Origin of the sequence: Streptomyces sp. NPDC056479 (assembly GCF_042795335.1) — a bacterium.
Classification (GTDB): Bacteria; Actinomycetota; Actinomycetes; order Streptomycetales; family Streptomycetaceae; genus Streptomyces.
Genome location: NZ_JBHTRZ010000012.1, coordinates 59,609 through 71,386, shown reverse-complemented (window position 1 = coordinate 71,386; position 11,778 = coordinate 59,609). Strand labels below are relative to the sequence as shown.

At 67.9% G+C, this 11,778-nt stretch carries 9 protein-coding genes; 2 read left to right on the top strand and 7 right to left on the bottom strand.

Features of this window, described 5'->3' with window-relative positions; all coding sequences use genetic code 11:
• Positions 1–145: 145 nt before the first annotated feature.
• Entirely contained in the window at positions 146–1,963 is a 1,818-nt protein-coding gene (gene glmS / locus ACFQ6S_RS38035; protein WP_383419855.1) for a glutamine--fructose-6-phosphate transaminase (isomerizing), read from the bottom strand.
• Between the two features lie 14 nt (positions 1,964–1,977).
• Positions 1,978–2,235, bottom strand: a complete 258-nt coding sequence (locus ACFQ6S_RS38030; RefSeq protein ID WP_383419853.1) for a hypothetical protein — start codon at positions 2,233–2,235, stop codon at positions 1,978–1,980.
• A 175-nt stretch (positions 2,236–2,410) separates the two neighbouring features.
• Between ACFQ6S_RS38030 and ACFQ6S_RS38025 the strand changes: the two genes are divergently transcribed.
• A complete protein-coding gene (locus tag ACFQ6S_RS38025; RefSeq protein ID WP_383419851.1) occupies positions 2,411–3,973 on the top strand; it encodes a purple acid phosphatase family protein in 1,563 nt (520 codons plus the stop codon).
• A gap of 5 nt (positions 3,974–3,978) precedes the next feature.
• Here the strand turns inward: ACFQ6S_RS38025 and ACFQ6S_RS38020 are convergent, their stop codons facing one another.
• Positions 3,979–4,836, bottom strand: coding sequence for a DUF4429 domain-containing protein (locus ACFQ6S_RS38020; RefSeq protein ID WP_383419849.1), 858 nt, complete (start codon positions 4,834–4,836; stop codon positions 3,979–3,981).
• 143 nt (positions 4,837–4,979) lie between these two features.
• Here ACFQ6S_RS38020 and ACFQ6S_RS38015 point away from each other — a divergent pair, with 143 nt between their 5' ends.
• Complete coding sequence (locus tag ACFQ6S_RS38015; RefSeq protein WP_383420260.1) at positions 4,980–6,500, top strand: beta-N-acetylhexosaminidase; 1,521 nt, start codon at positions 4,980–4,982, stop codon at positions 6,498–6,500.
• A gap of 127 nt (positions 6,501–6,627) precedes the next feature.
• On the opposite strand, the gene ACFQ6S_RS38010 is transcribed toward ACFQ6S_RS38015, so the two are convergent.
• From ACFQ6S_RS38010 to desA, 4 genes are read right to left on the bottom strand one after another with little or no spacing between them, the layout of a single operon-like run.
• Complete coding sequence (locus tag ACFQ6S_RS38010; protein ID WP_383419847.1) at positions 6,628–8,400, bottom strand: IucA/IucC family protein; 1,773 nt, start codon at positions 8,398–8,400, stop codon at positions 6,628–6,630.
• Positions 8,397–8,951, bottom strand: coding sequence for a GNAT family N-acetyltransferase (locus ACFQ6S_RS38005; protein WP_383419845.1), 555 nt, complete (start codon positions 8,949–8,951; stop codon positions 8,397–8,399). Before ACFQ6S_RS38005 ends, ACFQ6S_RS38010 begins: the two co-directional genes overlap by 4 nt.
• Complete coding sequence (locus ACFQ6S_RS38000) at positions 8,948–10,225, bottom strand: lysine N(6)-hydroxylase/L-ornithine N(5)-oxygenase family protein (protein WP_383419843.1); 1,278 nt, start codon at positions 10,223–10,225, stop codon at positions 8,948–8,950. Before ACFQ6S_RS38000 ends, ACFQ6S_RS38005 begins: the two co-directional genes overlap by 4 nt.
• Positions 10,209–11,651 (bottom strand): lysine decarboxylase DesA, encoded by a 1,443-nt coding sequence (gene desA / locus ACFQ6S_RS37995; RefSeq protein WP_383419842.1) that lies wholly within the window; start codon positions 11,649–11,651, stop codon positions 10,209–10,211. The genes ACFQ6S_RS38000 and desA overlap by 17 nt, the downstream gene beginning before the upstream one ends.
• Positions 11,652–11,778 lie beyond the last annotated feature (127 nt).

The window sequence follows — 11,778 nt, the reverse complement described above, 5'->3', positions numbered from 1 at the left end:
AAGGGGCCAACAATGAAGCTCAACATCTTGTTGTTTGGGGGCGGGGGGGGGGGGAGGGAGACCCCTTTCCCCCTTCCTGGTTTCTTTCTCTCTCCCCCCCCCCCCCCCCCCGCTCCTTGGTTCGACTGCTCGACCGTCGGGCCGGCTACTCCACCGTCACCGACTTCGCGAGGTTCCGCGGCTTGTCGATGTCCCGGCCGAGGGCCAGCGCCGTGTGGTACGCCAGGAGTTGGAGCGGGATACCCATCAGGATGGGGTCGAGTTCGTCCTCGTTCTTCGGGACCACGATCGTCTGGTCCGCCTTCTCCTGGTGCTGGTGGGCCACCGCGAGGATCTTGCCGCTGCGGGCCTTGATCTCCTCCATGGCGGCGCGGTTCTTCTCCAGGAGGTCGTCGTCGGGGACGATCGCGACCGTGGGGAGGGCCGGCTCGATCAGGGCCAGCGGGCCGTGCTTGAGCTCGGAGGCGGGGTAGGCCTCGGCGTGGATGTAGGAGACCTCCTTGAGCTTCAGGGAGGCCTCACGGGCGACCGGGTAGCCCCGGACGCGGCCGATGAAGAGCATCGAGCGGGCCTCGGCGTACTCCTGGGCCAGCTTCTTGATCTCCTCCTCCTGCTCCAGCATCTCGGCGATCTGGGCGGGGAGCTTGCGCAGGCCCTCGATGATCCGCTTGCCGTCACGGACGGAGAGGTCGCGAGTGCGGCCGAGGTGCAGGGCGAGAAGCGCGAAGGCCACCGTCGTGTTGGTGAAGCACTTCGTCGAGACCACGCAGACCTCGGGGCCGGCGTGCACGTAGATGCCGCCGTCGGCCTCGCGGGCGATGGCGGAACCGACCACGTTGACCACGCCCAGCACCCGTGCGCCCTTGCGCTTCAGCTCCTGCACGGCCGCGAGGACGTCGTAGGTCTCACCGGACTGGGAGACCGCGATGTAGAGGGTGTCGGGGTCCACGACCGCGTTGCGGTAGCGGAACTCGGAGGCCGGCTCGGCGTCCGCGGGGATACGGGCCAGCTCCTCGATCATCTGGGCGCCGATCATGCCCGCGTGGTACGAGGTGCCGCAGCCGAGGATCTTCACGCGGCGGATCTTGCGGGCCTCGCGGGCGTCCAGGTTGAGGCCGCCGAGGTGCACGGTGGAGAAGCGGTCGTCGATGCGGCCGCGCAGCACACGGTCCACGGCGTCGGCCTGCTCGTGGATCTCCTTGTGCATGTAGGTGTCGTGGCCGCCCATGTCGTACGACGCCGCCTCCCACTCCACGGTGGTGGGCTCGGCGGTCGTACGCGTGCCCTCCGTGGTGTAGGTGCGGAAGTCGTCGGCCTTCAGCGTCGCCATCTCGCCGTCGTCCAGCGTCACTATCTGCCGGGTGTGGGTGACCAGCGCGGCGATGTCCGAGGCGACGAACATCTCCTTCTCGCCGATGCCGAGGACGACCGGGGAGCCGTTGCGGGCGACGACGATGCGGTCGGGGAAGTCGGCGTGCAGCACGGCGATGCCGTACGTGCCCTCGATGAGCCGGAGCGTCTCGCGGACCTTGTCCTCCAGCTTCTCCGCCTGCGAGCGGGAGATGAGGTGGACGAGGACCTCGGTGTCGGTCTCGGAGAGGAACTCGACGCCGTCAGCCTCCAGCTTGCGGCGCAGGTCGGAGGCGTTGTCGATGATGCCGTTGTGGACGACGGCGACCTTGCCCTCGGCGTCCAGGTGCGGGTGGGCGTTCACGTCGGAAGGGGCGCCGTGGGTGGCCCAGCGGGTGTGGGCGATGCCGGTCGTGCCCTTGAAGCGCGCCGGGACCTTGGCCTCCAGGTCGCGCACCCGGCCCTTGGCCTTGACCATCTTCAGAGCGGGTGCCTTCGGGGAGGAGACGACCACGCCGGCCGAGTCGTAGCCGCGGTACTCCAGCCGCTGCAGGCCCTCCAGCAGGAGGGGCGCCACGTCACGCTTCCCGATGTATCCGACGATTCCGCACATATATATAGGTATCCCTAGCCGTAGACGATCCGGCGCAGCTGGCGGAGCGTGAGCTCCGGCGGTGCCACCGTCCGGTATTTCAGGTCCGCCTCGATCCGTTCGAAGATCGTCGCGTTCACCAGGCCCTGGGCCTGGAGCTCGCGATGGCGGCGACGGACGAACTCATCGGTCGTCTCGTCGAAGTAGGCGAGCACGTCCTGGATCACCCGCGAAGCCTCGCCCCGGCTGAGGGGCGTGCTGCGGGTCAGGTGATCAACAAGGTCGTCGTGCACTCGGTAGATCCTGGAGTATGGGGGGCCGGTTCGCAAGAATCCTGCCCGATTTCGGGCAAGAGGGTGTCAGGGGGCTTTGGGACAGTTATGGAACGCCCATGGGTGTTCGTTGGGTGGTTGTTCCGCGGGGAGATGTGTGCCTCGGCCAACTTGTGTCGCCATGGACATTCCCCGCATGGGTGTACCCCAGCAGCTGGCCGAGCGCATGAGCATGGCCGAACAGCACGAGTACCTGCGCACCAAGTTCTCGCGGCGCACGATGATCAGAGGCGGTGCCGTCACCCTCGGCGCCGTCGCGGGTGGCGCGTTCGTACCGGGCGTCACCGCCCAGGCCGCCACCAGGACGCAGCCCCTGGCGCAGACCGAGACCGTCGACGGCGCCGTCGTCGCCCCCTTCGGCCGCCACCTCGCCTACGGCAACGACCCGCGCACCGAGATGACCGTCTCGTGGCAGGTGCCGGTCGCCGTGAAGAAGCCGTTCGTCCGGATCGGCGCCCACCCCTGGGACCTCTCCCGCAAGATCGAGGCCGAGGTCCGCACCCTCTACACCCCGGCCGGCGTCGGCGCCAGCGCCGACCACACCCAGTACTACGTCCACGCCGAGCTGACCCACCTGCGCCCCGGCCGGACGTACTACTACGGCGTCGGCCACCAGGGCTTCGACCCCGCCGAGGCGCACCTGCTCGGCACCCTCGGCACCTTCACCACCGCCCCCGCCCACAAGGAGCCGTTCACCTTCACGGCCTTCGGCGACCAGGGCGTCAGCTACCACGGCCTCGCCAACGACAGTCTGCTCCTGGGCCAGAACCCGGCCTTCCATCTGCATGCGGGCGACATCGCCTACGCCGACCCGTCCGGCGCCGGCAAGACCGCCGACACCGGCTTCGACTCGCGCGTGTGGGACCAGTTCCTGTACCAGACCGAGTCGGTCGCCAAGTCCGTGCCGTGGATGGTGTCGTACGGCAACCACGACATGGAGGCCTGGTACTCGCCCAACGGCTACGGGGGCGAGGAGGCCCGCTTCACGCTCCCCGACAACGGGCCGGACAAGAAGAACCTGCCGGGCGTCTACTCCTTCGTCTATGGCAACACCGCGGTCATCTCGCTCGACCCCAACGACGTGTCGTACGAGATCCCCGCCAACCTCGGCATCTCCGGGGGCACGCAGACCAAGTGGTTCGAGGGGCAGCTGAAGAAGTTCCGCGCGGCCCACGACATCGACTTCGTCATCGTGTTCTTCCACCACTGCGCGTACTGCACCTCCACCGCGCACGCCTCGGAGGGGGGCGTGCGCCAGGAGTGGGTGCCGCTGTTCGAGAAGTACCAGGTGGATCTCGTGATCAACGGTCACAACCACCAGTACGAGCGCACCGACGTCATCAAGGGCGACAAGGTCGCCAAGAAGCTGGAGATCGGCGGCACGGCCTACCCCGAGACCGAGGGCGTCGTCTACGTCACGGCGGGTGCGGCCGGCCGCAGTCTGTACGCGTTCACCGCGCCGGACTCCTACGAGGGACACGAGAACGAGGTCGACTCCGTGGCCTCCTTCGTCAACCTCAAGGACGGCAAGAAGAACGAGACGGTCGCCTGGTCGCGTGTGCGCTACCTGAACTACTCGTTCCTGCGCGTGGACGTGAACCCCGCCCCGCGCGGCCGCTACGCCACCCTGAAGGTGCAGGGCATCGCGGAGACGGGTGACCGGATCGACCACTTCACGGTGGCCCGCAAGGCCAAGTAGGCCCGCTACAGCCGCTTCAGAACCGCCTGCTTGGCCATCGTGAACTCCTCGTCCGTCAGCACCCCGGTGCGATGGAGCTCGCCGAGTTCGCGCAGGCGGCGCAGGAGGGCGTCGTGGTCCTGCACCACGGTGTCCTCCTGCGGCACGGCGGCCGGGGCGGGCGCCGCCGGATGCGGCAGACGCGCCTGGACGGCCGCCGCGATCAGGGCCATCAGCGGGTCCTTCTTGAAGCCCCACAGCTCCACGGAGTTGGGGTCGTACTTGGGCGGGGCCTTGGTGGGCGCGTTCCTGACGGTGAAGCGGAGGTGCCCGTTCTCCAGGCCCGCCGCCGGATGCCACTCCACGGCCGAGATATCGGTGAGCGTGAGGGAGCGGGTGCCGGCGGCGGCCTTGGCGTCCTCCGTCTTCCAGTTCCATTCCAGGCGTACGTGTTCCCCGTCGAAGCTCGCGGTGGCGTCCCCGGCGGAGACCGACAGGGGGACCGAGGGCCCCGGCAGCAGATACGCGTCGACCGGCTCGGCGGGCACCTCGTCCAGCAGCAGGCCGTTGCGCACCTCGTCCGTGAAGTACTCGGCGACGCCGTAGCGGTCGGACTCCACGATCAGCTGGTACGGGTCGTGCGGTTCGGTGAGCCGGCCGCCGGTGGCGTGCAGCAGCGGGTCGGCGCCGTCGCGCAGACGCAGCCTGAGCCGCCCGGCCTTCTTGCCCTGCTCGAAGGAGACCCCCGCCAACGCCCCCAGAGGGACGACCAGTTCACCCAGTGTCTTACGGAACAGGCTGACGTTCTTGTCCCGTCCGGGAGTCAGTCGCAGTGCGTCGCCGTCGAAGACCCACGTGCCGTCCTTCTGGATGATTTCCGCCATGGGGTGGATTGTTCCACCAGTCTCACGAGAGAGTGGTCCAGACCTCTTGGAGCTCAACGGCTCATGGAAGGGACGGTTTTGTGAGACACGGTTTGGTGAGACACGGAACGCTGCGCCTTCTCGGTTCCCTGCTGCTGGTCGCGATGGGAGTCTCCGTCACCGGGGCCGCGCCGGCACAGGCCGCATCGCCGACCCCGTTCGACCGGGTGGTACCCGCGCCCGCCTCGATCACCCCGGGCGGATCGGCGTACAAGATCACCCGCGGTACCCATATACGCGTGGACGACTCCCGTGAGACCCGCCGCATCGGCGAGTACCTCGCGTCCGTCCTGCGCCCCTCCACCGGCTACCGCCTCCCCGTCACCGCCCATGGCAGCGGTGGTATCCGACTGCACCTGGCCAAGGGCTCGTTCGGCGCCGAGGGCTATCGCCTCGACAGCGGCCGGGGCGGCGTCACCATCACCGCCGCGGCGCCCGCCGGCCTCTTCCACGGCGTGCAGACCCTGCGCCAGCTGCTCCCGGCGGCCGTCGAGAAGGACTCCGTCCAGCCCGGCCCCTGGCAGGTGGCGGGCGGCACGGTCCAGGACACTCCGCGCTACGGCTGGCGCGGCGCGATGCTCGACGTCTCCCGGCACTTCTTCACCGTCGACCAGATCAAGCGCTACATCGACCAGCTCGCCCTGTACAAGATCAACAAGCTGCATCTGCACCTCAGTGACGACCAGGGCTGGCGCATCGCCATCGACTCCTGGCCGCGCTTCGCGGCCTACGGCGGCTCGACCCAGGTCGGCGGCGGCCCCGGCGGCCACTACACCAAGGCCGACTACAAGGAGATCGTGCGGTACGCCTCCTCCCGCTATCTGGAGGTCGTCCCCGAGATCGACATGCCCGGCCACACGAACGCGGCGCTGGCCTCCTACGCCGAGCTGAACTGCGACGGCGTCGCGCCCCCGCTCTACACCGGCACCGAGGTCGGCTTCAGCTCGCTGTGCGTCGGCAAGGACATCACGTACGACTTCGTGGACGACGTGATCCGGGAGCTCGCCGCGCTCACGCCGGGCAAGTACCTCCACATCGGCGGCGACGAGGCGCACTCGACCAGCCACGAGGACTATGTGAAGTTCATGGACCGCGTGCAGCCGCTCGTCGCCAAGTACGGCAAGACGGTCGTCGGTTGGCACCAGCTGACCGGAGCCACCCCGGCGAAGGGTGCGCTCGCCCAGTACTGGGGGCTGGACGATACGAGTGCCGAGGAGAAGGCGCAGGTTGCCAAGGCCGCGCAGAACGGGACGGGGGTTGTCCTGTCCCCGGCCGACCGGATCTACCTCGACATGAAGTACACGGCCGACACGCCGCTCGGGCTGGACTGGGCCGGGCTCGTGGAGGTGAAGCGGTCGTACGACTGGGATCCGGGCAACTACCTTCCGGGGGCGCCTGCTTCGGCGATCCGGGGTGTGGAGGCTCCCATGTGGACGGAGACGCTCACCAAGTCCGCGGACATCGAGTACATGGCGTTCCCGAGGCTGGCGGGGGTGGCCGAGCTGGGGTGGTCGCCGGCTGCTACGCATGACTGGGATGCCTACAAGGTGCGGCTTGCTGCGCAGGCTGGGCGGTGGGAGGCGTTGGGGATCAACTTCTATCGGTCGCCGCAGGTTCCTTGGTGATTCGTCTGCGGGCCGGTGGGGGTTGATCGCGCAGTTCCCCGCGCCCCAAAAAAACCTAAAAGCCAAAGCCGACGGGCACCCCGGGGGACCGTACCCCGGGGTGCCCGTCTGTCTCATGGGGCCGTGGCTACAGCCCTGCGATGGGGTTCTTCAGGTTGCCGACCAGCTGGAGGGCGCCCGCCGGGTCCGACAGGTCCACCATCTGCTTGTTGTTGCGCAGTTGGAGGCGGTTGAGGCAGGACAGGGCGAACTCGGGGGCGAACATGTCGTACTGCTTGAACTTGTCGGCGAGTTCGGGCACCGAGTGCTGGTAGTCCCGGGTGACCTCGGCGACCGTGCGCCAGAAGTCGTCCTCCTCCAGGATCCCCTCGGCCGCGAGGTTGGCGGCGAGGAAGCGGAAGAAGCAGTCGAAGACGTCCGTGAAGATGGACAGGAGCTTCTTGTCCTCCGGCACGTCCACACGCAGCCGCTCGACCGTCGGCGGCAGCACCGCGTCCGGGTCCATGACGGCGATCTCCTCGGCGATGTCCTTGTAGATCGCGCGCTCGACGACACCGTCCTTGAGGGCCAGGATGACGTTCTCGCCGTGCGGCATGTAGACGAGGTCGTAGGCGTAGAAGCTGTGCAGGAGCGGGGTGAAGTAGGCCTTCAGATAGCGGCGCAGCCACTCCGTCGGCGTCAGACCCGACTGCTCGATCAGCGCACCCGCGAAGGACGCGCCCTCGTGGTCGACGTGGACGAGCGAGGCCATCGTGGCCAGCGACTCGCCCTCCTTCAGAGACGCGACCGGGCTCTCCCGCCACAGGGCCGCCAGCATCTTGCGGTACGGCGAGTAGCGGTCGGTCGCCGCCTCGTACTCCAGGTGCCGGTAGCCGACAGCCGCGCGCTCGCGGATGATCGACAGGCCGGTCTCCCGCAGGACCGGGTCGTTGTCGATGAGCTGGGCCAGCCAGTCGTTGATGGCGGGCGTGGCCTCCATGTAGGCGGCCGAGAGTCCGCGCATGAAGCCCATGTTGATGACGGACAGGGCCGTCTTCACATAGTGCTTCTCGGGGCTGGAGCTGTTGAAGAAGGTCCGGATGGACTGCTGGGCCAAGTACTCGTCGTCGCCCTCGCCGAGGCAGACCAGGTGCTGCCGGGCGACCTCGGCGGCGAAGGTGACGCTGAGCTTGTTCCACCACTGCCAGGGGTGGACGGGGATCAGGAGGTAGTCGGCCGGGTCGAGGTTCTGCTCGCGCAGGACGCCGTCGAAGCGCTCGACGATCTCCGCGCCCAGCTCGTCGCGTACGAAGGCCTCGTACTCGATGCCGACACCGGCCGTGAACGCGGCGCGCGAGCGGTGGGCCGCGAGCCAGACCAGCCGGACCGGGCTCGCGGTCTCGGGGGCGTACGACAGGTACTCGTGGATGCCGAAGCCGAGCCGTCCGTTGTTGGCGACGAAGCAGGGGTGGCCCTCGGTCATGCCGGTCTCGATGGCCTGGAAGCCGGATCCGACCAGTTCGGCGACCGTGACCTGCGGCTTGGTGAGCTTGTAGCAGGTGCCGGAGAGGGTGGAGGAGATCTCCTCCAGATAGACCGGCAGGACCTCGTCGCTCAGGCCCAGGGACTTCTGCAGCTCGATGAAGAAGTCCAGGGCGGCGAGCGGGAGTTCGCCGCCGTCCCGGTGGCGGGTGATCGAGTCGGCGTCGACCTGCCAGTGGTCGAGGGCCCGGATCACCGCCTTGAAGGTGTACCGCGTCAGACCGTCGTCGCTGCGGACGACGTACTCGCCGGCGCCGGATGCCTCCGGCGTGATGAGCCGCTCGTGCGCGAACTCGGCGAGTGCCTTGCGGATCAGGAGGCGGTTGGCCCGCGCCCAGCGGTGGGGGGACAGATGCGCCACGGCGTCGGACAGGGTCATACAGCTACTCCTCGGGCGGCCAGACTGTGCCTATTGAAGAAGCGTTCGCGCGTGCAGAAGCTCAGCAGCGCGCGCTTCTCCGGCTTGTCGATCTCACGTTCGGGCACGAAGCCGACGGCCTCGTTCAGCGCGTGCACGGCCTTGTTGCCCACGTCGGGCTCCACGACGACCCGGCGGGTGCGCGGGTCGGCGAACAGCTCGTCCATCACGGCGGTGATGACGGCCCTGGTGAAGCCGCTGATCGGGCGGTCGGTGGGGGCGACCAGGAAGTGCATGCCGACGTCGCCGGGCTCGGGCTCGTACAGGCCGACCAGTTCGACGTACCGGGGGTCGTAGCTCTCCATGAGGAAGGCCGGTTCGCCGTCGTGCAGACCCAGGTAGGCGTGGTGGTGCTCGTGGGCCGCGATGCGCATGTACTCGCGCTCGACGTCCTGGAGTTTCGCGTCCTGCATCATCCAGAACGCCGCCTTGGGGTCGGTGACCCAGCGGTGCAGCAGCTCGGCGTCCTTGAGCGGGTCGAGCGCGCGGATGGTGAACGTGCCGATGCTCATACGGAGAACTCCTGGAACGCGATCGTCTTCTCGACCGGGTAGTACTCGGTGCCGAGCAGCTCGCGGATGATGTACGCGTTCCGGTACGGGCCCATGCCCAGGTCGGGGCTGGTGATGCTGTGCGTGTGGACGCCGGCGTTCTGGAGGAACACTCCGCGGCCGGTGACATCGATGGCGTAGTTGCGGGCGACGTCGAAGTTGCCCCGGGAGTCGTAGACCAGACGGTCCCGCACGGGCTTGAGGAACTCCGGCTCGGCGTACTTGTAGCCGGTGGCCAGCACCAGGCCCTGCGAGTCGAGCTCGAAGTCCCTGCCCTGTTCCTCCTGGCGGAAGGACAGGGTGTACGTGCCGTTCTCGTACCGTGCGCTGTTCAGCGAGGAGTTGGTCAGCAGGCGCGTGGGCACGGGACCGCCGAGGTTCTTCTGGTAGAGCAGGTCGAAGATCTCGTTGATCAGGTCGCCGTCGATACCCTTGAACAGGCCCTTCTGCTCGGCGGTGAGCCGGTAGCGGGTGGCCTCCGGAAGCTCACGGAAGTAGTCGACGTACTCCGGCGACGTCATCTCCAGCGTGAGCTTGGTGTACTCCAGCGGGAAGAAGCGCGGCGAGCGGGTGACCCAGTTCAGCCGGTAGCCGTGGACGTCGATCTCGCTGAGCAGGTCGTAGTAGATCTCGGCCGCGGACTGCCCGGAGCCGACCAGGGTGATCGACTCCTTCTTCTGCAGCTCCTGCTTGTGCTGCAGATAGCGGGAGTTGTGGAGGAAGTCGCCGCCCAGGCCCTGGCAGGCCTCGGGTATGTAGGGCGGGGTGCCCGTGCCGAGGACGAGGTGACGGGCGCGGAACTCGGCGCCGTCGGCGGTCTTCACGACGTAGACGTCGTCCTCGTACGTCACCTCCGTCACCGTCGTGCTGAAGCGGACGCTGCTCAGCTTGTTCGCGGCCCAGCGGCAGTAGTCGTCGTACTCGATCCGCAGCGGGTAGAAGTTCTCGCGGATGTAGAACGAGTACAGCCGGCCCTTCTCCTTCAGGTAGTTCAGGAAGGAGTACGGCGAGGTCGGGTCGGCCAGGGTGACCAGGTCCGACATGAACGGGGTCTGGAGGTGGGCGCCGTCCAGGAACATGCCCGCGTGCCACTCGAAGTCCGGCTTCGACTCCAGGAAGACGCCGTCGAGCTCGTCGATCGGCTCGGTCAGACAGGCGAGACCGAGGTTGAACGGGCCGAGCCCGATCCCCACGAAGTCATGGGTTCTGGTCGGGTTTTCAGGACGCGCGGTCAAGGGACTCTCCCAGGTACTGCTCGGCGTGGCCGGCGATCAGGTCGAGGACGGCGGCGATGTCTTCGGTCGTCGTCTCGGGGTTGAGCAGGGTGAACTTCAGATAGTGGCGGCCTTGGACCTTCGTGCCCGCGACCACCGCGTCGCCGGAGGCGAACAGGGCCTTGCGGGCGTACAGGTTGGCGCGGTCGATCTCGGCGGGGTCGGTGACGGCCGCCGGAATGTAGCGGTAGACCAGGGTGGACAGGGACGGCTGCACGACCACGTCGAAGCGCGGGTCGGCGGCCAGCAGCTTCCAGCCCTCCACGGCCAGGTCGCAGACCTCGTCGAAGAGCTGCCCGATGCCGTCGGCGCCCATCGTGCGCAGGGTCATCCACAGCTTGAGGGCGTCGAAACGGCGGGTGGTCTGCAGGGACTTGTCGACCTGGTTGGGGATGCGCTCGGTGACCATGCGGCGCGGGTTGAGGTACTCCGCGTGGTAGGTCGCGTGGCGCAGCGTCGAGGCGTCGCGGACCAGCACGGCGGATGAACTCACCGGCTGGAAGAAGGACTTGTGGTAGTCGACCGTGACCGAGTCGGCGCGCTCGATGCCGTCGATGCGGTCCCGGTACTTCAGGGAGGCCAGCAGGCCGCAGCCGTAGGCGGCGTCGACGTGCATCCAGGTGCCGAACTGCTCGCACAGCTCGGCGATCTCGGGCAGCGGGTCGATGGAGCCGAAGTCGGTGGTGCCGCCGGTGGCTACGACGGCCATCGGCACCAGACCGTCCTTCCTGCAGCGCTCCAGCTCATGGGCGAGGGCGACGGTCTGCATGCGCTTGTCGTGGTCGACGGGGATGGAGACGACGGCGTCCTGGCCGAGCCCGAGGAGCTTCGCGGACTTCTTTACGCTGAAGTGGCTGACCTCGGAGGCGAAGATGCGCAGTTTGGCCAGGCTGTCGCTCTTGGCCTCCTCGCGGGCCAGCAGCAGCGCCTGGAGGTTGGACTGCGTGCCGCCGGAGGTGAAGACACCGTCGGCGTTCTCGCCGAGGCCTATTCGGGCGGTCGTCCAGTAGATGAGCTTGCGCTCGATGAGCGTGCCGCCGGCCGACTGGTCCCAGGTGTCCAGGGAGGAGTTGACGGCGGAGAGGACCGCCTCGCCGAGCACCGCGGGGATGACCACCGGGCAGTTGAGGTGGGCGAGGTAGCGGGGGTGGTGGAAGTAGATGGCGTCCCGGAGGTAGACGTCCTCCAGTTCGTCGAGCACCGCGGCTGTGTCGTGCAGCGGCTGGTCGAGGTCGATCGCGTCGATGGCCGGCGCGAGGGCGTCGACGGTGACACCGGTGAACGGACGGTCGGTGGCGGCGAGTTTGGCTGCCACCCGCTCTATACCTTCGGTCACGGAGCGGCGGTACTGCTCCGCGGTCGTGTCATTGAGCAGGTGCGAGCGCATGGGGAGGTCCTCCGGTGGGGACGGGCCGTGTGGTGCGGGGGTGCGGGGAGTTCGTGCGTGAACTTAGGTTAGCCTAACCTAAGTAACGCGAATGCAGGGTAGCCTCGACCGTGACTGTGATCACGTG